This is a genomic window from Sphingobium scionense (assembly GCF_014197035.1).
Taxonomy (GTDB): Bacteria; Pseudomonadota; Alphaproteobacteria; order Sphingomonadales; family Sphingomonadaceae; genus Sphingobium; species Sphingobium scionense.
Window position 1 is genome coordinate 169,012 of sequence record NZ_JACIEU010000005.1, and the last position, 20,533, is coordinate 189,544.

Here is a 20,533-nt window from a genome sequence, read left to right on the forward strand (position 1 = left end):
CAAGGAAGGACTTGCACCATCTTCAAAAACGGCTATAGGCGCAGGGCTTCGCGATCACCCGGGCCGCATGGTCTGCGGCACCCGTGCCGTCGGCGTCTCATTTGGAAACCGGCCAGTCGCTTAACCAGATTTAATTACGGAAACAGGTGCCGACATGGCTGTCCCCAAAAGGAAAACTTCCCCGTCCAAGCGTGGCATGCGTCGCAGCCACGATTCGCTGCGCGTCGAAGCATTCCAGGAATGCTCGAACTGCGGTGAACTGAAGCGTCCGCACAATCTGTGCGACGCGTGTGGCCATTATAACGGCCGCGAAGTCATCGCCGTCGGGGCGTAAAGACTTTTCGATCTCCGCAAAGGGGTGACCTCAGTGTCCAGTCAACCGCGAATCGCCATTGACGCGATGGGCGGGGATGAAGGCGTGCGGGTGATGATGGCGGGCGTTGCGCTCGCTCGTCGCCGGCACGAAGGACTCCGCTTCACCCTTTTCGGCGACGAGACGCGGATCAAGGCGGCTCTCGACAACCACCCCAATTTGCGGGCGGCGTCGGAAGTCGTGCATTCCGCCACAATCGTCGAGGGCAGTGACAAGCCCAGCGTCGCGATTCGCAAGAAGAGCAGCTCGATGAGCATGGCGATCAACGCCGTGAAATCGGGTGATGCCGGTGCGGCGGTTTCCGCTGGCAATACCGGTGCGCTCATGGCGATGGCGAAGCTGGCGCTGCGCACCATGCCCGGTGTCGATCGCCCTGCGCTGGCGGCAATGCTGCCGACCCTTGGCGACAATGATGTCGTCATGCTCGACCTTGGCGCCAATACCGAGTGTGACGCGCGCAACCTGGTCCAGTTCGCGGTGATGGGCGCGGCTTATGCCCGCATCGCCCTCGATCTGGAGCGGCCGCGCGTGCGCCTGCTCAACATCGGCACCGAAGAGCTCAAGGGCACGGACGAGATTCGCGACGCCGCCGCCGTGCTGCGCGCAGCCGACACCACCCTGCCATTCTCGTTCGACGGCTTTACCGAAGGCGATAAGATCGGCCGCGGCGAAACCGACGTGATCGTGTGCGACGGCTTCTCGGGCAATGTCGCGCTCAAGACGGCCGAGGGCACGGCCCGCTTCGTCGCCGACCTGCTGCGCCGCGCCTTCTCCAGTTCGCTGCGGTCCAAGATCGGCTTCCTGATCTCGAAGCCGGCGATGCATCTGCTCAAGCATCATCTCGATCCCAACAATCATAATGGCGCGGTCTTCCTCGGCCTGAACGGGGTCGTGGTGAAGAGCCATGGCAGCGCCGACGCAAAGGGCGTGGCCAATGCGGTGCATGTCGCCGCCCGCCTGCTGGAAGAGGATATCACGCGACGCATCGCCGCCGACATGGCCGGGGTGCAGGATCTGTCCGCCGTCGCGTCCAAATTGGAGCTGCCCGTCAAGTGATCCGTCGATCCGTTCTCCTGGGCACCGGCTCCGCTCTGCCTGCACGCGTCGTCACCAATGCGGAGCTGGCCCAGACCGTCGATACCAGCGACGAATGGATCGTCGAGCGGACCGGCATCCGCACCCGCTATATCGCCGGCGAAGGCGAAACGACGACGACGCTGGCGACCGATGCCGCCAAGCGCGCGCTGGAAGCCGCTGGCATCGCCGCGCAGGATATCGACCTCATCATCCTGGCAACCGCAACCCCGGACCAGACCTTCCCGGCCAGCGCCACGCTGGTGCAGGCCGCGCTCGGCATCGATGACTGTGTTGCCTTCGACGTCGCCGCCGTCTGCTCGGGCTTCCTTTATGCGATGACGGTCGCCGACTCGATGATCCGTTCGGGCGCCGCCCAGCGCGCGCTCGTGATCGGTGCGGAAACCTTCAGTCGCATCCTCGACTGGGACGATCGCGCCACCTGCGTCCTGTTCGGCGACGGCGCTGGCGCCGTGGTGCTCGGCGCGGAGGAGAGTGCGGATGGCGCTCGCGGTATCCTTGCCGCCAAGCTGCACGCCGATGGCCGCCACAACCAGCTCCTCTATGTCGATGGTGGTCCTTCGACCACGCAGACCGTCGGCAAGCTGCGCATGAAGGGGCAGGAAGTGTTCCGTCATGCGGTGGTGAATCTCGCCGCCGTGCTCAAGGAAGTGATGGCCATGACCGACATGACGCCGGCTGATATCGACTGGCTGGTGCCGCATCAGGCCAATGCCCGGATTCTCGACGCGACTGCGCGCAAGCTCAAACTCTCGCCGGACAAGGTCGTGGTCACCGTCGACCGGCACGCCAACACCTCGGCCGCTTCGGTGCCGCTGGCGCTGGACGCCGCGACCCGCGACGGCCGGGTCAAGCCGGGCGACCTTCTCGTGCTCGAAGCCATGGGTGGTGGCTTCACCTGGGGCGCCTGCGTCCTGCGGGTCTGATACGGCGGCGAAACGATCGCCCCTACGTATCTGACCTGCTTGCCAAATCATCGAACATGCATCACATTTCTTTTGCAATCATTCGCATCGCGGATGGTGCAGGGGGGCATATTGGGGATTTGCGATGACCGGCACTGGCACACTGACCCGCGCTGATCTGGCGGAGAGCGTCAATCGTCATATTGGCTTGTCCCGCGCGGAAGCTGCGGCACTGGTCGAATCGATCCTGGAACATATGTCGAGCGCGCTGGAGCGCGGCGAAAATGTGAAAATATCGAGTTTTGGCACATTCGTCCTGCGGGACAAGAATGAGCGCATGGGCCGTAACCCCAAGACCGGGATCGAGGTGCCGATCGAACCGCGCCGAGTGCTTACATTCCGCGCGAGCCAGACGATGCGGGACCGGGTTGCTTCGACCTGAGGCAATTCGGTCATCTTTTGTAATATTGTCGCCTGTTTACCGTAGTTGACCTTTACGGGACTATGGGTGCAACATTGCGCCCATGGAAAAGGCCGAGGGCGCATTTCTGACCATCAGCGAACTGGCGACAGAGCTGGGTCTTGCCCAACATATTTTACGCTATTGGGAAACCCGTTTCCCTCAATTGCGTCCGCTCCAGCGATCGGGGAACCGTCGCTATTATCGCCCTGCCGATGTCGCTCTGGCGCGGCGGATCAACCAACTGCTCAATGTCGAGGGATTCACCGTCAAGGGCGCGCAGAAGGCGCTGGCTGACGGTATCGATGTCGTCGTGGTCGAGTCGCTTTCCACGCCGCCTTCCGAACCGGACCTGCTCGCGCGACTGGAAGTGATCAGGGGTGATCTGGCCCGCGCGCTCGGTCGATAGTGGCGGTCAAAGGCTCCGCGCATAGATAAGGTCGCGGAACGGCACGTCCCCGACCATGAAGGTCAGTTCGCCGATCTCGACAAAATCATGTCGGGCATAGAAGCGCCGCGCCCGATCATTCTGCGGATAGACGGCGAGCAGCAGCCGGCGCGCGCCGCGTTGCCTGGCTTGGGCCAGCACCAGCGCCATCAGCGCGTCGCCATTGCCGCCGCCCTGCCATCCGCTCAGCAGATAGATGCGCTTCAACTCAACGTCATGCCGGTCGTCGGTCGGCACCGGCAGGTCGGGCGGCGTGATCAGCGCATAGCCGACCGGCGCGCCCAGCGGCGTCTCGCCGATCAGGATGGTCTGGGCCGGATCGGCCAGCGCGGCACGATAATAATCCTCGCCATGGGCCTTGCGGATATGGGCGACCAATGCCTCGCCGGGATGGTCATGGGCAAAGCTGGCCAGGAAGGTCGCGCCGCCCAATATTGCCAGCGCGGCGGTATCGGACGGGCCTGCCGGCCGCCAATGGATCGGCGTGGTCAAGCTCAGCGCGATCCTGGACCCAGCGCCGGATCCAGGTCGCGGGGGCGGGTAAAACTCAGCAGCGTACCGCATTTGTCTGCCGTCGCTTCCCAATGGTCGATCGCCAGGTCTATGACCGCGATGCTGGCGGTGGGGAATTTGACTTCGACATCCTCGCGCAGCGGATTGGCGGCATCATCGGGAACCAGGCTCAGGATCAATTCCTCGAAACCGGGATTATGCCCGGCCATCAGCACGCTGTCGGCCTGATCGGGCAGGTCGCGCAGCACGTCGATCAGGGTCGGGGCGGAGGCCAGATAGATGCGTCGATCCCAGCGCGCGTCCAGCGTTTCGCCATAGCCGTTGAAGAAAGTGTCGAGCGTCTGGACGACGCGGGCAGCGGGGGAGGCGACCAGCAGGTCGAAACGCATATCCTTGCGCGCGGCGAACTGGCCCATCAGCAGTGCGGCCTTTTCCCCGCGGCGGTTGAGCGGCCGATCGAAATCCCGCGCGACCGGATCGTCCCAATCGGACTTGGCATGGCGCAACAGGGTCAACCGCTTCATTCTCGCTCCAGCTCCTCGCGCCTTGTTGCGGCGGAATATCTTCTGCCGACTCGCAAAAACGCAGAAAACAAAGGCGCCGTGCCCTGTCGGGTCACCGCATGCCGGGTTCGCTTCCCTGATGCCCTAACGTTGTTCGGTCGCCAAGACCAGCGTCCTGCATGTCCCGCTCCTGCATCTTTGCGCTGACGGCAATGATCGCCTCGTCCAGCGTCAGCCGGCGGATCGGCGTGCCCGGCGGGAAGGCGCTCAGCAGCCGGCTCGGCATGGCGGCGGACAGGATGACGAAACTGCCCTTGTCCTCGGCACGGCGGATCAGCCGGCCAAACGCCTGGGCAAGGCGCGCCCGGATCAGCCGGTCATCATAGGCACTGCCACCCCCCGCCAGTCGCCGCGCGGCATGCAGCACGGTCGGTTTCGACCAGGGCACGCCCTCCATCACCACGAGCCGCAGCGAATGGCCGGGCACGTCGACGCCGTCGCGCAGCGCATCGGTGCCCAGCAGCGAGGCGCGCGGATCGTCGCGAAAGATGTCGACCAGCGTGCCGGTATCCATCGGATCGACATGCTGGGCGTAAAGCGGCAGGCCGGCGCGGGCCAATCTGTCTGCGATGCGCGCATGGACGGCGCGCAACCGCCGGATAGCGGTGAACAGGCCCAGCGTGCCGCCCCCCGATGCCTCGATCAGCCGGGCATAGGCGCCCGACATGGCGGCGATGTCGCCCCGCTTGATATCGGTGACGATCAGCACCTCGGCCCGGTCGGGATAATCGAACGGGCTGGCCGCCTCGAACCGTTCGGCGCTGTGGGGCAGATGAGCGACGCCGCTGCGCGCCTCCGCATTGGACCAGTCGCCGCCGCCCTTCAGCGTGGCGGAGGTGACGATCACCCCCTGCGCGGGTTGCAGCACTGCCTCGGCCAACGGCCGGGTAGGGTCGAGCCAGTGGCGGTGCAGGCCGATATCATATTCGCGCCCTTCCACCCGGTCGACGGTCATCCAGTCGACGAAATCCGGGTCCGCCGGCCCGCCGATCCGGGCCAGCAGCGCCAGCCAGGCGCTGATCAGGTCGCGGCGCCAGCCCAGCGATCCGATCGCCCCTTCGATCCGCGCGCGCGCCGCGCCGTCGAGCCAGTCCGGCGCATCCTCCAGCACCGCCTCCAGCCGCTTGGACAGGCGCACAAGCGGCTTCAACAGCGCATCGAGCGCGATCGCCGCTTCCTGCGCTGCCTCGACCAGCGGTCCGTCCGGTTCGGCGAGTTCGGTTTCCAGTCCATAGCCGGCATCCGCCTCGCCACTGTCGGCGGCGCGGGCGAAGACGGTGCCGCGCACGGCGGCCAGTAATGTCTCGATCGCGCCAAAGGGCTCTCCCGCCACGATCCGCTTCAACCAGTCGTCGGCCGGCAAAGCGCGGACGGCATCGACGGCGGCGCGAATGGCGTCGCCGCCCTCCTCGTCATAGCTGGCAAGGTCGGACAGGCGTGCGGCCAGGCCCCGGCGGCGGCCCCTTGATCCCCCCTCCGGTCCCATCACCCAACGGCGCAGCTCGATCGCCTCCTGCCCCGACAGCGCGACCGAGAAGGTCGAGTCGGCAGCATCGAACAGATGATGGCCTTCGTCGAAGACGATGCGTTGCGGCCGCTGCCCGGTCTCGCGGCCGCGCGCGGCATTGATCATCACCAGCGCGTGATTGGCGATGACGACGTCGGCATCGGCGGATGCGCGCGCCGACCGCTCGATGAAGCATTTCCGGTAATGCGGGCAGCCGGCATAGATGCATTCGCCGCGCCGGTCGGTCAGCGCGGTCGAGCCGTTGCGACGGAACAGGGTGGGCAGCCAGCCGGGCAGGTCGCCGCCGACCATGTCGCCATTCTTGGAGAAGGCGGCCCAGCGCGCCACCAGTTGCGCCAATATTGCCGCACGGCCGGAAAAGCCGCCCTGCAATGCATCTTCCAGGTTCAGCAGGCAGAGATAATTTTCCCGGCCCTTGCGCACCACCACCCGTCGTGCGGCCGTCGCGGGATCGGGAAACAGGCGTAGCGATTCCCGGTCGAGCTGGCGTTGCAGCGCCTTGGTATAGGTGGATATCCACACCGTGCCCTGTGCCTGTGACGCCCAGAGCGAGGCGGGCGCGAGATAGCCCAGTGTCTTGCCGATGCCGGTGCCGGCTTCCGCCAGCAGCATATTGGGCTGGTCGCGATGCACGCGCGGGCGAAAGGCCTCGATCGCGGCGGCGGCATAGGCGCGCTGGCCGGGGCGGGGTTCGGCGCCCGGTCCGGTCAGGCTGTCGAGCTGCGCCAGAACGGCGTCCTCCTCGATTGCCACGGTGCGCGGAGCCGGGCGGTGCGCGGCCTCCTCCCATTCAGGCAATTTGGAAAAGAGCCAGCGTTCCGCTTCCGCCGGGCGGCTGATGCGCGGCGCGACCAGCGGCGACCAGGGCCAGCGCAACCGGTGCAGCGCCTGCGCTGCGGTCCAGCCGCCTTCTCTTTCCTTCCATTCCGGGGATTCAAGCCGGTCGAGCAGCGCGCGCGCCGCCATCTGCAGCAGCGCCGGGATATCGCCTTCCTGTGCCGGCTGCGGCAGGTCCAGCGCCTCGGCCAACCCTTTGGGCGTGGGCACCAGGAAGCGCGCAGGATGGACGAACGCCCAGAGTTCCAGCAGGTCGAGGCCGTTGAGATCGGGGTAGCCCAGGCGCTGGCCGGTCAGCGGCGCATTGAGCAGCAGCGTCGGCGTTTCGGCGGTCTGCGCAATCGCCTGTCCCTTGGCCACGCCCAGGGTGCGGCCGCCTTCGCGCAGCCAGATGCCGCCATGGCTGGCATGGAGGGCGGGCAGGGCAGCAGGGTCGATCACCAGTCCGGCTTAGGGGAAGGCGAACAAAAGGGAAACCGAAATGCGCCGATCAATGCGTCCGGCGGCCAAAACCCACGGGACCGGAATAGGTAAAGGCGGTGGCCGCCGGCCGCGGCTGGAACGCCACTGGTGCGCGGCGGGCGAGCCGTGCCATCTCCAGCTGGTCGAATAGCGGACCTTCGGCCAGTTCATAGGGAAAGCGGATGCCCATCCGGTCTTCTTCCGACCAGCGTACCGTGCCGAACACGCTGTAGCCGTCGAGGTCCAGCTGACACTGGCTGCCGGTCGGCAGGGTGCAACCGACCACCTGTGCTCCACCCTCGCTCAGGTCGACGATCGTCCCTTCCAGGCTATCGAGCACGGTCGTGATGGTGATCGCGATGTCGACGGGAATGCGTTCGCGGCTGCGGGGTGTCTGCATGGGAGCCTCCATATGACCAGAGCATGGAGGAACAGGGTAAATAAAATCTAAATATGAAGCCCGGTTTAACGTGCTTTTGCCTCCAAAGACCGTTCCCTTTCGGGCTTCGCGGCGGTAGGGGCTTTGGCATCATGACCATATCCGACATTCTCCGCACCGCAGCGAACGCATCCAAGGCCTGGCCCTATGAGGAGGCACGCAAGCTTCTCAAGCGCTATCCCGCCAAAGGCAGTGAGTCGGGCGCGCCGGAGAAAGGCCATATCCTGTTCGAAACCGGCTATGGTCCCTCGGGACTGCCGCATATCGGCACCTTCAACGAAGTGTTGCGCACCACCATGGTCCGCAACGCCTATCATGCGCTGTCGGATATCCCGACCCGGCTGGTGGCGTTCAGCGACGATCTGGACGGTTTCCGCAAGGTGCCGGACAATGTTCCCAACCAGACGATGCTGGCCGAATATCTGGGTAAGCCGCTGACGAAGGTGCCGGACCCGTTCGAGAAATATGAAAGTTTCGCGCATCATAACAATGCGATGCTGCGGGAATTTCTCGACAGCTTCGGCTTTGAGTATGAATTCGTCTCGGCCACCGAACAGTATAAGGCCGGCGCCTTTGACGAGGCGCTGCGCCAGGTGCTGCGCCGCTATTCTGCGATCATGGATATCATGCTGCCGACCCTGCGCAAGGAACGGCAGGCGACCTATTCGCCCGTCCTGCCGATCAGCCCCAAGAGCGGCATCGTGTTGCAGGTGCCGGTCGAGGTGATCGATGCCGAAGCCGGTCTCGTCCGTTTCGTCGATGAAGGCGAGACGATCGAACAGTCGATCCTGGGTGGCGGAGCGAAGCTGCAATGGAAGGTCGACTGGGCGATGCGCTGGTATGCGCTGGGCGTCGACTATGAAATGGCGGGCAAGGATCTGATCGATTCGGTCACCCAGTCGTCGAAGATCTGCCGCGCGCTTGGCGGGCGCCCGCCGGAGGGCTTCAATTACGAGATGTTCCTCGACGAAAAGGGCGAGAAAATCTCCAAATCCAAGGGCAATGGCCTCAGCCTCGAACAATGGCTGACCTATGGCCCGCAGGAAAGCCTGGCCTTCTACGCCTATCGCGAACCCAAGAAGGCGAAGCAGTTGCACATGGGCGTGATCCCGCGCGCGGTCGACGAATATTGGCAGTTCCGCGGCAATTACCCCAAGCAGGCGATCGAGCAGCAGCTCGGCAACCCGGTCCATCATATCCATGACGGCAAGCTGCCCCAGGGTGAACTGCCGGTGACCTTCGGCCTGCTGCTGAACCTGGTCGGCGTGATGGGTGATGCCAGTCCCGAGCAGGTCTGGGGCTATCTCCAGAATTACGTCCCCGGTGCCAGCGCGGAAACCTATCCGGAACTGGACGCGCTGATCGGCCACGCGCTGGCCTATCATCGTGATTTCGTTGCGCCCACGCTCAAGCGTCGTGCGCCGGAAGCCAATGAAGCCGCCGCGCTTGCCAGGCTGGACGAAGAACTGGCCGCCCTGCCCGCCGATGCCAGCGCGGAGGATATCCAGAATATCGTCTATGCCATCGGCAAGGATGAGGCTTTTGGTTTCGCCGAACTGCGCGACTGGTTCAAGGCGCTCTACCAGACGCTACTGGGCGCCGATCAGGGGCCGCGCATGGGCAGCTTCATCGCGCTCTACGGCATCGACAACAGCCGCAAGCTGATTGCGCAGGCACTCGCCGCCTGATCGGAACGAAGCGGGGAACCATCGCGCGCGCAGGGCGTTTCGCGAATGGTCCACCCCCCTTTCGGACTGATGGCGTGCCTGGCACGGCATCGGCCGCGCCGGCCCGGAAACGGGTGGCGCGGCCAAGGGGGATAGGAAAAGGCCCCGGGCATTTCTGTCCGGGGCCTTTTCCGTTCGGTCGCTCGGCTTACCAGAAGAAGCCGCGATGGACGGTCATCACCCGGCCGGTCCGCACATTCACCAACAGCACGTCATTATAATGGCGGACCCAGCGCTGATTGGCGGCCGGACGCGGCAGGCGATAGCGATAGGGATCGGCGATATAATAGCGCGAGCTATAATAGGTCGGCCGCATCATCTGGCCCTGGTTCCAGCTGGTGTAGCGGAACGGCGCGCGCCAGTTGCCGCCGCGATACACATCGCGATGGCTGCGGCGATAATCCTGCCAGTCTTCCCGCGCTTCCTGGCGGGAGTCGCGCACGTCGCGACGGGCTTCCCGGACATCGCGGCGATCGCCATGGCGCTGGGCTGCGCGCAGGTCGCGCTGGTCTTCGCGCAGCCGCTGCTCGCTGCGGCGGGCTTCGCCATAGGATTGGGCGGAGGCGACGCTGGGAACGACGGTGGCCGCCAGCAGGCCAAGGATGATGATCTTGCGCATATTTCTACTCCCATCAATCTGGTGGCTCGGGGACGCTTCCAACCGCTTCAGGCGGGGCAGGTTCCCTTACCAACATGTTGAATATGGAGTGGATTCGCTGAACCGGCCGGTAACGGCACTGTCAGGAACCAGTCATTTATGTCGCAAAGTGTAATGGTGGGTGACGACTTGGTTCAGCGAACCCAGGGGCGCTCGCGAAACCATTTGGTCACGACATATTTGGTGCCCTGCGTCACCGGCCGGGCGGCATGCAGGCTATAGGGATTGGGCGCACCGTCGGGCTTGAGATTATTCCAGATCAGGATCATCCCCTCGATCGGCGGCACCATGAATTCGCAGCGCGGAAAATGGGTCTCGCCCCCGCCCTCGACCGGCGACAGATAGATCATCGCCGTCCAGTCGCGCTGGCCGCCGCTCTTGCGCATGTCGGGCCAATAGGCGGCGTTGACCGGAAAATAGTCGCAATGGACCTTATATTCCTGGCCCTGGGTGTAACGTTGTCCCTGCAATGTCTCGCCATGATCGGGATCGAGCCCGGTCATGGCGCAGATGCGGGCGCTGATCGCATCGACCAGCGGATCGGCGCGATCCAGATTGCAGCTGTGGCTGGTGCGATAATCGCTGCTCTCGCTGCCGGAAAACAAGGTCGAAGGCTGCGCGCCGGCGTCGATGATCGCGCGCATCACCGCGCATTCTTCCGCGCCCAGGAAATCCTGCCGGCCATAGATTTCCAGATGGGGGTTGTCGATGCGGCTGACGAGCGGGTTGCGGTTCAGTTTCTCGCGCACCCGATCGCCGATCGCTGCCCGTGCCGGCGATGCGATGCCGCCATCATCCACTATCTCGTTCATGCCGCATCCCTGCCATTACCGGCCGGCGCTGCGCAATGAAAAATGGCCCGGAGCAGGGATGCCCCGGGCCAGGTCTCCTGAAGGCCAGTTCAGGAAGCGATCACCAGAAGAAATTGCGGATCACATCGACGACATAGCCGTCGCGGACATCGACCAGCAGCGCGTCGTCATAATAACGGATCCAGCGCATCGTGCCGTAGGCCGGCGGCAGGCGGTAATAATAGGGGTCGTTCAGCCAATAGTTCCTGCCATAGAGCGCACCCGACAGGAACACACCGATCGAGAAGCTGCGATAACCATAATTCCAACCCGACGGCGCATAATAACGGCCCATGCGGTAACGGTCGCCATAGCGGCTGCGATAGCCATACCAGTCATAGCGCCGATCCTGGCGCCAGCCATTGTCCCAGCGGCGCTGGTCTGCCCAACGGGTGCGATCGTCATAGCGGCGGCCACCATTGTTCCAGTTGCCCGGATAGCCGGGACGATCGCCGCGCCGGTCATTGTCGCTCCAGCGCCGATCGTCGGGGCGGCCGTCGCGATTGCGGTCGTTCCAGTCGCGGCCATTGCGATCGCGGTCCCAGACCTGGCGGTTCCAGTCGGGCCTGGCATCCGGTCGTGCATCGGGCCGACGATCCCCGCCGCGTCCATCCGGGCGGTCGGGTCGGGCGACCGGTTGCATGCCAGCCCCCGGATTGCCGGGGCCGGGATTGCCGGGACGCTGCCAATTGCCATTGGGGCGATCGGGGCGCTGGTCGGGCCGCTGATCCGGGCGGCTGACCCGTTCCGGGCCGCCCTGCCAGCGCTGCGCGGGCGCGGCCATTTGCGGGCGTCCGCCACGATCACCACCGCGATCGCTGCTGCCTTGCCAGCGCGTGCTGCCCTGCGCGCCGCGCATGTCGCCGCCCCGATTTCCAGGATTGCCCGCGCCGCGCTCGCCGCGTGGACCGCCGCCATTGTCGTTCCGCTGCGCATAGGCCGGTGCCACGCCGCTCAGCAGCGTCGCACCCATCAGGCCGGTCAGCATCCATTTCCTCAGCATCGTTCCGATTCCTCGTGCGGGAACCATCTGTTCCCTTCATGCCGCATTCCTACGCGCATGGCGATGTCGCGATGCTGAATTGGCTTGTCAGCGATTTGAAAGAATCTCCGCTGCACCAATGGACAAGCGGGATCATTGCTTCCATTCCATCCGTTTGCATCGACAAGGCCCGGTAAATGGCCTGTTCGGCGCAAAGCTGATCCAGATCAGTGCAGTGCCGACAAACAAGCATTAGGACCGACGGGTGATAAGAACTGCCGATGCCGGCCGCACAAGACAGGCCCTGCGTGCCGCGACGATGGAGAGCCATCAACGGGTCGATGACCTGTTTTCTCATTTTTCGCTCGCCTCCGCGCCCGATTACCGTGCGTTCCTGCGCGCCCATGCCCGTGCGATCGCCGCGCTGGAACCGGCCGCCCAGCCCGATTCGCCGCGGCTTGCGCTGATGGCGCAGGATCTGGCGGCCTTGGGCGACGCCATGCCCGCGCCGTTGCCTATGCTGTCCACAGGCGGCGACGGCTTCCGCTGGGGCCTGCTCTATGCGCTCGAAGGATCGCGCCTGGGCGGCGCCATGCTCGCGCGCCAGGTCGCGGACTACCTGCCCCGCGCCTATCTCTCCGCGGTCCATGGCAAGGGCGGCTGGCTCGCTTTCCAGCACCAACTTGATGCCGCTGCGGCGCAGGGCGATGCCACCTGGCTGGACGATGCGATCGCCGGCGCGCAGACGGCCTTCGCTGTGTTTGAAGCGGGCGCGCGTGCCGAACGGGAAGTCGCCTGTGACTGATGTGACCAGCCCGCAAGCGCAGAGCTTCACCGTCGACATCAATAATTGCGATCGTGAGCCGATTCATGTGCTCGGCACGGTCCAGCCCTTCGGCTTCCTCGTCGCCCTGACCGCCGACTGGCTGGTCTCGCGGGTATCGGCCAACAGCGCCGATCATATCGGCCTGGCGCCGGGCCAGATGCTGGGCCAGCCGGTCAGTGCGGTGTTCACCGCCGACGCAATTCATACGCTGCGCAATCGCATCACCCTGCTACGTGGCCCCGATTCGGTCGAGCGTGTCTTCTCGCTGCGGCTGGTGGAGGGCGGCGCGCCGTTCGACGTCGCCGTCCATTTCTCGGGGCAACTGGTGGTGATCGAGGCGGAGCCTGCCGTGCCCGATGAGATGGAGGCCAGTTCCATGGTCCGCTCGATGGTCGCGCGGCTGGCGCAGGCGGATGGCATGACCGCCTTCCTGCGCGATGGCGCACGCCAGGTGCGGGCGCTCACCGGCTTCGACCGGGTGATGGTCTATCGCTTTGCCGACAATGGCGATGGCGAGGTGGTGGCGGAGGCACTGCGTCCCGGCATCGACAGTTTCTTCGGCCTCCATTATCCCGCCTCCGACATTCCGGTGCAGGCGCGCGCGCTCTACATGCGCAACATCTTCCGGGTGATCGCCGACATCAATGCGCCGCCGGTGCCGGTCATTCCGACGCTCGATCCCTCTGGCGCCGCGCTCGACATGTCGCTCTGCGTCACCCGCGCCGTATCGCCGATCCATATCGAATATCTGCGCAACATGGGGGTGGGGGCTTCGCTCTCCATCTCGATCATCGTCGATGGCAAGCTGTGGGGCCTGTTCGCCTGCCACCATTATGCGCCGCGCCTGCCCAGTTTCGCGCAACGCAGCGCTGCCGAATTGTTCGGCCAGATCTTCTCGATGATGCTGGAAGGGCGCGAGCGGGCAGAGACCGCCAGCTATGAGGGCAAGGCCCGCCAGGTCGCCGACCGGCTGCTTTCGGCCGTTGCGCAGGATCATGACCTGATGTCCAACGCCCGCTGGCTGGGCGACATCATCTTCGACACGATTCCCGCCGATGGCGTGGGCATCTATATCGATGGGCAGATGACCCTGTCGGGCCTGACCCCGGACGAACCCTCCTTCGCCGCGATCGTCTCGATGCTCAACCGCACCGCCGCCAGCCAGGTCTATACCACCGACAGCATCGCCCGCATCATGCCCGAAGCCCTGGCCCATGCCGATCGCGCCGCCGGGCTGCTCGCCATTCCGATCTCGCGCCGGCCGCGCGATTATGTCGTGCTGTTCCGCGCCGAACAACTGCGCTCGGTCCGCTGGGCCGGCAAGCAGGACAAGCATATCGAATATGGCCCCAACGGCCCGCGCCTGACCCCGCGCAAGAGTTTCGAGGAATGGTCGGAACTGGTGAAGGGCACGGCCGTCGCCTTCATGCCGGCCGAACTGCGCGTCGCCGAAGCGCTGCGCACGGCGCTGCTGGAAGTGATCCTGCGCCTGTCCGATTCCGCGGACGAGGAACGGCAGCGCGCGCATGAAAAGCAGGAACTGCTGATCGCGGAACTCAACCACCGCGTCCGCAACATCCTCGCTTTGATCCGTGGCCTCATTTCCCAGACCCGCGACAGCGCGATGTCGGTCGACCAGTTCATCGGCACGCTGGAAAGCCGGGTCCATGCGCTGGCCCGCGCCCATGACCAGATCACCGCCGATCGCTGGGCGCCCGCACGCCTCTATGACCTGATCGAGGTGGAGGCTGGCGCCTATCTGGGCGACCGGCGCGACCGGGTGAAGCTGGCCGGCCCCAATGTGCTGCTGACCCCCGCCGCCTTCACCGTGCTGGCGCTCGTCGTCCACGAACTGCTGACCAACGCCGCCAAATATGGTGCGCTGTCAGACAGCGGTACGGTATCGATCGACTGGCATGTCGATCCGGAGGGCAGCCTGCTGCTCCACTGGCAGGAAAGCGGTGGCCCGGCCGTCGTTGCACCCTCGCGCCGGGGGTTCGGGTCGACCGTGATCGAGCGCTCCATCCCCTATGATCTGGATGGCCGGGCGGAGGTCAATTATCGGCTCGCCGGCCTAGAAGCCCATTTCTGCATTCCGTCCACCCATGTCGCCTCGATCCTGCCCGATATCGCCGGCACGGATCGGGCAAAGCCCGCGCCCGCTCCCTCGCCGCATCTGCTCAAGGGGCGGCAGATATTGCTGGTCGAGGATAATATGATCATCGCCATGGATGGCGAAGATGCGCTGCGCGACCTCGGCGCGCAGGTCATGACCGCCGCCAGCATCGGCCGCGCGCATGAAGCGCTTATGCTCCATCCGATCGACATCGCTGTGCTCGACTTCAATCTGGGCAATGAAACCAGCCTGCCGATCGCCGACATGCTGGCGCAGCGGGGCGTGCCCTTCCTGTTCGCGACCGGCTATGGCGACGGGCTCGACCTGCCCGATCGCTTCAGCGAGGTCACCCTGCTCAAAAAGCCCTATTCGGGTGCGACCCTGGCCCAGGCGATCGCCCCGCTGCTGGCCAGGGTCTGACGGGAAACAGTCGGTTTCCGTCTGGCGCGTTGCGCGGGCGGTGCCGGCATCCGATCTAGGCGGGCATGAAACAGCCTGCCTTGTTCATCCCCCATGGTGGAGGTCCCTGCTTCTTCATGGACCCCGCCGATCCCCAGCACCCGCACAGCGACGCGATGTGGCAGCCGATGCAGGAGTATCTGGCCGGCCTGGTCGCCGACCTGCCGGAACGGCCGCGCGCAATCCTGCTGGTGTCGGGCCATTGGGAAACGCCGGGTTTCACCGTTCATGACGGTGCCCGGCCGCCCTTGCTGTTCGACTATTTTGGTTTTCCTCCACACACCTATCAGTTGCACTGGGACGCGCCGGGCGCGCCCGCGCTCGCCGATCGCGCGGCCGAACTGCTGGAGCAGGCGGGCTTTGCGACCGCGCGCGAATCCGAACGGGGCTGGGACCATGGCGTCTTCATCCCGATGAAGGTCGCGCTGCCCGATGCCGACATTCCGGTAGCGCAACTGTCATTGCGCCGGGATCTCGATCCGGCCGATCATATTGCCGCCGGTCGCGCGCTTGCGCCGCTGCGCGAGGAGGGCGTGCTGATCGTCGGATCGGGCATGAGCTTCCACAATCTGCGCGTGCGCGGCGCGATGGCGACGGCGCCGTCGCTTGAGTGGGACGATGCGTTGCGCGATGCCGTGACCGATCCCGATCCGGTCCGTAGGGCAATGCGCGTCGCTGCCTGGGATCATCTGCCCCATGCCCGCTTCGCCCATCCGCGCGAGGAGCATCTGTTGCCGCTGATGGTGGCGCTGGGGGCAGGCGGCGATGATGCGGCCATCTGCGCTCATCGCAGCACGGTGCTGGGCTGGACGGTTTCGGGCTATCGCTTCGGTTAAGGCCGATATCTAGGGCTTGCGCAGCGCCGGCACGGCCTGCACCGCCTCGTCCGGCGTGATGCCGGGCGGCGGCGCGGCCTGGATCGGGTCGTCGCCTGCCTGGTCCTCGCCGCGCATGATCCGGCCCGCGCGCTTGATTGCGCCGCGCAGCCGGGGATAGACGCCGCAGCGACAGATATTGGTGATCGCCGCATCGATCTCCGCGTCCGTGGGGTCGTTGGTCCGCCGCAGCAATACCGACGCCGCCATGATGATGCCGGACATGCAGTAACCGCATTGGGAGACATTCTCCGCCGCGAACGCCTGTTGCAGCGGATGGCCGCGATCGGGCGACAGCGCCTCGATCGTCGTCACGAACCGACCCTCGGTCTTGCCGATCGTCACCTGGCAGGACCGCACAGCCTCGCCATCGATATCCACGGTGCAGGCGCCGCAATCGCCAGTGCCGCAGCCATATTTTGTTCCCGTCAGGTTGGACGCGTCGCGCAGCGCCCACAGCAGCGGCGTCTCCGGGTCCATCCGATATTGCACCGGCCGGTCATTGACGGTGAAGCGCGTCATGCCGCCTCTTCTTCCTCGACCTGATGGTAGAGCACCTCGTTGCGGATATGGATGGTGCGCGACGCCAGCCGGATTTCCTGGATGAAGGTGCCAAAGGCGGCTGCCTGCAACATCATTGCCAGGCTGAACAGGATGGCGATCGGCGTGCCCAGATGGGCGTTGAACAGATTGCCCGCGAATAGCAGGATGACGACCAGGCAGACCGCGCAGGCCGACGCCACCGACAGGAAGATCGCGCCATTGACCACGCTCATGCGCCGGTCGAGCACGCGGATCTCGCTCACCATCCGGTCATGCTCCTTGCCGCGCGTGCTCAACACCCAATCCTCGACCGCGCGCGCGCGATCGATGATGCGGGCCAGCCGGCTGACGCAGACATTCAGGAACGCACCGATACCGGCGAGCAGGAAGACGGGGGCAAGCGCAAGCTGGATCGTCTGGGCGACCTGGCTGACTTGCGGAAGGGGGATCATTGTCATTTCCTTCTCCCTATCAACCAGCGGACAAGGAAAAAAGTGGCGATGCCTGCGATAGGTGTAAGGATCAGGATGACCGATGCTTGTCGCTTACCAGCCGCGCATTGCATGTCGCCGGCATCGATATGGCAGTCGCCGATGACGCGAGCGACGAACAGGCTGAGCAGTGCAAACATGGCGGGCAGCGCTGCGATACAGCCGCAGCGTCCGTCCGTCATGTCAGGCCGATATGTCAGGCAGCGCCCTTGGACGAGGGCGTGTTGACGCCCATCGACTTGAGATACTGCTTGATGTTGCGGGCCGCCTGCCGCAGCCGCTGTTCATTCTCGACCATGGCGATGCGGACATAGCCCTCGCCATCCTCGCCATAGCCCACGCCCGGCGCGACCGCGACCTTGGCATGGGTCAGGAGCTGCTTGGAAAATTCCAGGCTGCCCATGTCCTTGAGCGCGGGCGGCAGCGGTGCCCAGGCGAACATCGACGCACGCGGCGCGGGAATGTCCCATCCGGCGCGGGAAAAGCTCTCGACCATCACGTCGCGGCGCTTGTGATACAGCTCGCGATTCTTGGCGACGATGTCCTGCGGGCCGTTGAGCGCGGCGCAGGCGGCCGCCTGGATTGGCGTGAATGCGCCATAGTCGAGATAGGATTTCACCCGGCTCATCGCCGCGATCAGTTGCTTGTTGCCGACGGCAAAGCCGATGCGCCAGCCGGCCATCGAATAGGTCTTGGACAGGGACGTGAACTCGATCGCGACATCCTTGGCGCCCGGCACCTGCAGGATGGAGGGCGTCGGGTTGCCGTCAAAATAAAGCTCGGAATAAGCGAGGTCGCTCAGCACCCAGACCTTGTTCTCCTTCGCCCAGGCGACGAGCCGCTCGTAGAAGGCCAGGTCCACCGTTTCGGCGGTCGGGTTGGACGGATAATTGACCACCAGGATCGACGGGCGCGGCACGGTGAAGGCCATGGCGCGGTCGAGCGCGCGGAAATAATTCTCGTCCGGCGTCGTCGGCACCGACCGGATGGTCGCTCCGGCGATGATGAAGCCGAACATGTGGATCGGGTAGCTGGGGTTGGGGGCCAGAACCACGTCGCCCGGTGCGGTGATTGCGGTGGCGAGACTGGCCAGCCCCTCCTTCGACCCCATGGTCACGACGACCTCGGTTTCCGGGTCGACGTCGACGCCGAAGCGACGGCCATAATAATTGGCCTGCGCCTTGCGCAGGCCCGGAATCCCCTTGGACTGGGAATAGCCATGGGCGTCTGGCTTGCTGGCGACTTCGACCAGCTTGGCGATGACATGATCGGGCGGCGGCAGGTCGGGATTGCCCATGCCCAGGTCGATAATATCCTCTCCCGCGGCGCGGGCTGCGGCTCGCATCGCGTTCACTTCGGCGATGACGTAAGGCGGCAGGCGCTTCATGCGGTAGAATTCTTCGGACATTATAGGGGCTTTCCTGAAAGCTCTCGGTAAGGAATAGTGCGTGGCACGCATTCGGCATGTCACAATCTGGCTATAACCCGCCAGGCTGCGGCGCGCCAGTGAAAGCGGCTGATATCGGCAATGCCAGGAGGAGGAAGGTGGCCATGGAAACGCAGGATGTCCTGGAGCCTCATCTCCCGACCCTGGCGGAGATGCAGAAATGGACCCAGGTGCTGGGCCGTGCGCAACAGCTGATGCTGGAGCAGGCGGCGGGTGCGACCGGTCGTATGCTGCCCTTCGACCCGGAGGTCGTGGCGCGGATCCAGACCAGCTTTGCCGATGAAGGGCTGGCGCTATGGCAGCGCTTCCTCGATTCCGGCGGCCTGCTGCGCGACCAGCCCGCTCCGCCGCCGGCCGACAGCCCGGCTGCGCGCAAGGACCGGCGCTTTGCCGATCCCGCCTGGACGACCCATCCCTTCTACGACCTGATCCGGCAAAGCTATCTGCTGATCTCCGATTATCTGATGAATCTGGCCGACGCGGTCGACGGCGTCGATCCCAAGGCGAAGGCCAAGCTGCGCTTTGCCACCACCGGCATGCTCGATGCGATGGCGCCGTCCAATTTCCCGCTGATGAATCCGACGGTGGTGGAAAAGACGATCCAGAGCGGCGGCGAGAATCTGGTGAAGGGCCTCCAGCATATGCTGGCCGACATGGAGAAGGGCCAGCTTACCCATACCGACGGCACCCAGTTCGAACTGGGGCGCAACATCGCCGCGACGCCGGGCAAGGTGGTCCACGAAACCCCGCTCTATCAGCTCATCCATTATGCGCCCTCGACGCCCAAGGTGCTGGCGACGCCGCTGATCATCTTCCCGCCCTGGATCAACCGCTTCTACATTCTCGATCTCTCGCCGGAGAAAAGCTTCGTCAAATGGGCGGTGGACCAGGGGATCAGCGTCTTTCTCGTCTCGTGGAAATCGGCCGACGCCTCGATGAAGGACATGGTCTGGGACGATTATATCCTCAGCGGCCAGGTCGATGCGATCGATACGGTGCGCGACCTGCTGAACGTGCCGAGCGTCCACACCATCGGTTATTGCGTGGCGGGCACGACGCTGGCAGCCACGCTGGCGCTGCTGGCGGCGCGGGGCGAGGCGGACAAGGTGGCGAGCGCGACCTTCTTCACCGCCCAGGTGGATTTCAGCGCGGCCGGCGATCTCACCCTGTTCGTCGATGACGAACAGATGAAGCTGGTCGACCGGCTCTCGTCCAGCGGCTTTCTCGACGGGCGCTATATGGCGGCGACCTTCAACCTGCTGCGCGGGCGCGACCTCATCTGGAACTATGTGGTCAAGAATTACCTGCTCGGCATGGATTATCCGCCCTTCGACCTGCTCTACTGGAATGGCGACACGACCAACCTGCCGGCGCGCTGGCATCGCGACTATCTGACTCAGCTCTATCGCGACAATCTGCTGGTGGTGCCCGGCGCGATCAGCGTCGCGGGCACGCCGATCGACCTGACGCAGATCCACACCCCCGCCTATGTCCAGGCCGGCAAGGAAGATCATATCGCTCCGCTCGAAAGCGTGTGGAAACTGACCGAGCATCTCGCCGGTCCGGTCCGGTTCCTGCTCGCCGGCTCCGGTCACATCGCCGGCGTCATCAACCCGCCGGTTGCGCAGAAATATCAATATTGGACGGTCGAGGCGCGAGAGCCGACGCTGGACGGCTTTGTTGCATCTGCGCGCGAAACCAAGGGCAGCTGGTGGCCCGACTGGGCCGAATGGTTGCGCGCCATCGATTCGCGCGAGGTCGCGGTCCGCGGCGCGCGCAAGCCGGGCGGCGGCAAGCTTCGGGCAATAGAAGATGCGCCCGGACGTTACGTAAAAGCCCGTTAGAGGCGCGGATTTCAGCCATTCCCCATTGGCCGCCGATCAGCGCCAAAACATCAATATGTCTGATTTGTTGCACTGCACAATGGGCCTTGTA

Annotated in this window: 21 protein-coding genes; 10 read left to right on the forward strand and 11 right to left on the reverse strand. The window is 64.8% G+C overall.

Translation table 11 applies throughout. The features are described from left to right. The first annotated feature begins 154 nt into the window (after window positions 1–154). The 5 genes from rpmF to GGQ90_RS07410 all read left to right on the forward strand — a co-directional run bounded on the left by rpmF (window position 155) and on the right by GGQ90_RS07410 (window position 3,242). Entirely contained in the window at window positions 155–334 is a 180-nt protein-coding gene (rpmF, locus tag GGQ90_RS07390; protein WP_004209950.1) for a 50S ribosomal protein L32, read from the forward strand. Between the two features lie 33 nt (window positions 335–367). Then, the gene (gene plsX / locus GGQ90_RS07395) at window positions 368–1,429 is read left to right on the forward strand and encodes a phosphate acyltransferase PlsX (protein ID WP_188081529.1); all 1,062 of its coding nucleotides are present in this window, start codon (window positions 368–370) and stop codon (window positions 1,427–1,429) included. Then, the gene (locus GGQ90_RS07400) at window positions 1,426–2,394 is read left to right on the forward strand and encodes a beta-ketoacyl-ACP synthase 3 (RefSeq protein ID WP_188081530.1); all 969 of its coding nucleotides are present in this window, start codon (window positions 1,426–1,428) and stop codon (window positions 2,392–2,394) included. Before plsX ends, GGQ90_RS07400 begins: the two co-directional genes overlap by 4 nt. Window positions 2,395–2,518: 124 nt before the next feature. Next, window positions 2,519–2,815: an integration host factor subunit alpha gene (ihfA, locus tag GGQ90_RS07405; RefSeq protein ID WP_188081531.1), complete on the forward strand. Its 297-nt coding sequence runs from the start codon at window positions 2,519–2,521 to the stop codon at window positions 2,813–2,815. 82 nt (window positions 2,816–2,897) lie between these two features. After that, on the forward strand, window positions 2,898–3,242 hold the full coding sequence (locus GGQ90_RS07410) for a MerR family transcriptional regulator (RefSeq protein WP_188081532.1): 345 nt from the start codon (window positions 2,898–2,900) through the stop codon (window positions 3,240–3,242). A 6-nt stretch (window positions 3,243–3,248) separates the two neighbouring features. On the opposite strand, the gene GGQ90_RS07415 is transcribed toward GGQ90_RS07410, so the two are convergent. The 4 genes from GGQ90_RS07415 to GGQ90_RS07430 all read right to left on the reverse strand — a co-directional run bounded on the left by GGQ90_RS07415 (window position 3,249) and on the right by GGQ90_RS07430 (window position 7,584). Continuing rightward, a complete protein-coding gene (locus GGQ90_RS07415) occupies window positions 3,249–3,773 on the reverse strand; it encodes a GNAT family N-acetyltransferase (protein WP_188081533.1) in 525 nt (174 codons plus the stop codon). A 2-nt stretch (window positions 3,774–3,775) separates the two neighbouring features. Beyond that, complete coding sequence (locus GGQ90_RS07420) at window positions 3,776–4,318, reverse strand: SixA phosphatase family protein (RefSeq protein ID WP_188081534.1); 543 nt, start codon at window positions 4,316–4,318, stop codon at window positions 3,776–3,778. A gap of 91 nt (window positions 4,319–4,409) precedes the next feature. Next, window positions 4,410–7,163, reverse strand: a complete 2,754-nt coding sequence (locus tag GGQ90_RS07425; RefSeq protein WP_188081535.1) for a helicase C-terminal domain-containing protein — start codon at window positions 7,161–7,163, stop codon at window positions 4,410–4,412. 49 nt (window positions 7,164–7,212) lie between these two features. Next, the gene (locus GGQ90_RS07430; RefSeq protein ID WP_188081536.1) at window positions 7,213–7,584 is read right to left on the reverse strand and encodes a PilZ domain-containing protein; all 372 of its coding nucleotides are present in this window, start codon (window positions 7,582–7,584) and stop codon (window positions 7,213–7,215) included. A gap of 131 nt (window positions 7,585–7,715) precedes the next feature. Here GGQ90_RS07430 and GGQ90_RS07435 point away from each other — a divergent pair, with 131 nt between their 5' ends. Beyond that, complete coding sequence (locus GGQ90_RS07435) at window positions 7,716–9,311, forward strand: lysine--tRNA ligase (RefSeq protein WP_188081537.1); 1,596 nt, start codon at window positions 7,716–7,718, stop codon at window positions 9,309–9,311. 187 nt (window positions 9,312–9,498) lie between these two features. On the opposite strand, the gene GGQ90_RS07440 is transcribed toward GGQ90_RS07435, so the two are convergent. The 3 genes from GGQ90_RS07440 to GGQ90_RS07450 all read right to left on the reverse strand — a co-directional run bounded on the left by GGQ90_RS07440 (window position 9,499) and on the right by GGQ90_RS07450 (window position 11,862). Further along, window positions 9,499–9,969 carry an RcnB family protein gene (locus GGQ90_RS07440; RefSeq protein ID WP_188081538.1) on the reverse strand — a complete coding sequence of 157 codons (471 nt, stop codon included), beginning with the start codon at window positions 9,967–9,969 and terminating at the stop codon, window positions 9,499–9,501. 173 nt (window positions 9,970–10,142) lie between these two features. Next, entirely contained in the window at window positions 10,143–10,820 is a 678-nt protein-coding gene (locus GGQ90_RS07445; RefSeq protein ID WP_188081539.1) for a prolyl hydroxylase family protein, read from the reverse strand. Window positions 10,821–10,920: 100 nt separating this feature from the next. Then, window positions 10,921–11,862, reverse strand: a complete 942-nt coding sequence (locus GGQ90_RS07450; protein WP_246428164.1) for an RcnB family protein — start codon at window positions 11,860–11,862, stop codon at window positions 10,921–10,923. A gap of 298 nt (window positions 11,863–12,160) precedes the next feature. Between GGQ90_RS07450 and GGQ90_RS07455 the strand changes: the two genes are divergently transcribed. The 3 genes from GGQ90_RS07455 (at window position 12,161) to GGQ90_RS07465 (ending at window position 16,078) form a co-directional block, all read left to right on the forward strand. Next, window positions 12,161–12,646, forward strand: a complete 486-nt coding sequence (locus GGQ90_RS07455; protein ID WP_188081622.1) for a biliverdin-producing heme oxygenase — start codon at window positions 12,161–12,163, stop codon at window positions 12,644–12,646. Further along, window positions 12,639–15,203 (forward strand): HWE histidine kinase domain-containing protein, encoded by a 2,565-nt coding sequence (locus tag GGQ90_RS07460; protein ID WP_188081540.1) that lies wholly within the window; start codon window positions 12,639–12,641, stop codon window positions 15,201–15,203. Before GGQ90_RS07455 ends, GGQ90_RS07460 begins: the two co-directional genes overlap by 8 nt. A gap of 65 nt (window positions 15,204–15,268) precedes the next feature. Continuing rightward, entirely contained in the window at window positions 15,269–16,078 is an 810-nt protein-coding gene (locus GGQ90_RS07465) for a DODA-type extradiol aromatic ring-opening family dioxygenase (RefSeq protein WP_188081541.1), read from the forward strand. A 9-nt stretch (window positions 16,079–16,087) separates the two neighbouring features. On the opposite strand, the gene GGQ90_RS07470 is transcribed toward GGQ90_RS07465, so the two are convergent. The 4 genes from GGQ90_RS07470 to GGQ90_RS07485 are packed head-to-tail and all read right to left on the reverse strand — an operon-like array spanning window position 16,088 to window position 18,559. Continuing rightward, on the reverse strand, window positions 16,088–16,639 hold the full coding sequence (locus GGQ90_RS07470; protein ID WP_188081542.1) for a (2Fe-2S)-binding protein: 552 nt from the start codon (window positions 16,637–16,639) through the stop codon (window positions 16,088–16,090). After that, window positions 16,636–17,112 (reverse strand): DUF2721 domain-containing protein, encoded by a 477-nt coding sequence (locus GGQ90_RS07475; protein ID WP_188081623.1) that lies wholly within the window; start codon window positions 17,110–17,112, stop codon window positions 16,636–16,638. The genes GGQ90_RS07470 and GGQ90_RS07475 overlap by 4 nt, the downstream gene beginning before the upstream one ends. Window positions 17,113–17,114: 2 nt before the next feature. Next, the gene (locus tag GGQ90_RS07480; RefSeq protein WP_188081543.1) at window positions 17,115–17,333 is read right to left on the reverse strand and encodes a hypothetical protein; all 219 of its coding nucleotides are present in this window, start codon (window positions 17,331–17,333) and stop codon (window positions 17,115–17,117) included. 14 nt (window positions 17,334–17,347) lie between these two features. Then, window positions 17,348–18,559, reverse strand: a complete 1,212-nt coding sequence (locus GGQ90_RS07485) for an LL-diaminopimelate aminotransferase (RefSeq protein ID WP_188081544.1) — start codon at window positions 18,557–18,559, stop codon at window positions 17,348–17,350. Window positions 18,560–18,702: 143 nt separating this feature from the next. On the opposite strand from GGQ90_RS07485, the gene GGQ90_RS07490 reads away from it, so the two are divergent. Then, window positions 18,703–20,442: a PHA/PHB synthase family protein gene (locus GGQ90_RS07490; protein WP_188081545.1), complete on the forward strand. Its 1,740-nt coding sequence runs from the start codon at window positions 18,703–18,705 to the stop codon at window positions 20,440–20,442. The last annotated feature ends 91 nt before the right edge of the window (window positions 20,443–20,533 follow it).

Bases quoted from the DNA above. Each gene is read 5' to 3' on its own strand.
- GGQ90_RS07465 (WP_188081541.1), top strand. From the start codon at position 15,269: ATGAAACAGCCTGCCTTGTTCATCCCCCATGGTGGAGGTCCCTGCTTC.
- GGQ90_RS07485 (WP_188081544.1), bottom strand. From the start codon at position 18,559: ATGTCCGAAGAATTCTACCGCATGAAGCGCCTGCCGCCTTACGTCATC.
- GGQ90_RS07480 (WP_188081543.1), bottom strand. From the start codon at position 17,333: ATGACGGACGGACGCTGCGGCTGTATCGCAGCGCTGCCCGCCATGTTT.
- GGQ90_RS07475 (WP_188081623.1), bottom strand. From the start codon at position 17,112: ATGATCCCCCTTCCGCAAGTCAGCCAGGTCGCCCAGACGATCCAGCTT.
- rpmF (WP_004209950.1), top strand. From the start codon at position 155: ATGGCTGTCCCCAAAAGGAAAACTTCCCCGTCCAAGCGTGGCATGCGT.
- GGQ90_RS07470 (WP_188081542.1), bottom strand. From the start codon at position 16,639: ATGACGCGCTTCACCGTCAATGACCGGCCGGTGCAATATCGGATGGAC.
- GGQ90_RS07445 (WP_188081539.1), bottom strand. From the start codon at position 10,820: ATGAACGAGATAGTGGATGATGGCGGCATCGCATCGCCGGCACGGGCA.
- GGQ90_RS07450 (WP_246428164.1), bottom strand. From the start codon at position 11,862: ATGCTGAGGAAATGGATGCTGACCGGCCTGATGGGTGCGACGCTGCTG.
- GGQ90_RS07455 (WP_188081622.1), top strand. From the start codon at position 12,161: ATGGAGAGCCATCAACGGGTCGATGACCTGTTTTCTCATTTTTCGCTC.
- GGQ90_RS07410 (WP_188081532.1), top strand. From the start codon at position 2,898: ATGGAAAAGGCCGAGGGCGCATTTCTGACCATCAGCGAACTGGCGACA.
- GGQ90_RS07440 (WP_188081538.1), bottom strand. From the start codon at position 9,969: ATGCGCAAGATCATCATCCTTGGCCTGCTGGCGGCCACCGTCGTTCCC.
- ihfA (WP_188081531.1), top strand. From the start codon at position 2,519: ATGACCGGCACTGGCACACTGACCCGCGCTGATCTGGCGGAGAGCGTC.
- GGQ90_RS07430 (WP_188081536.1), bottom strand. From the start codon at position 7,584: ATGCAGACACCCCGCAGCCGCGAACGCATTCCCGTCGACATCGCGATC.
- GGQ90_RS07435 (WP_188081537.1), top strand. From the start codon at position 7,716: ATGACCATATCCGACATTCTCCGCACCGCAGCGAACGCATCCAAGGCC.
- GGQ90_RS07420 (WP_188081534.1), bottom strand. From the start codon at position 4,318: ATGAAGCGGTTGACCCTGTTGCGCCATGCCAAGTCCGATTGGGACGAT.
- GGQ90_RS07490 (WP_188081545.1), top strand. From the start codon at position 18,703: ATGGAAACGCAGGATGTCCTGGAGCCTCATCTCCCGACCCTGGCGGAG.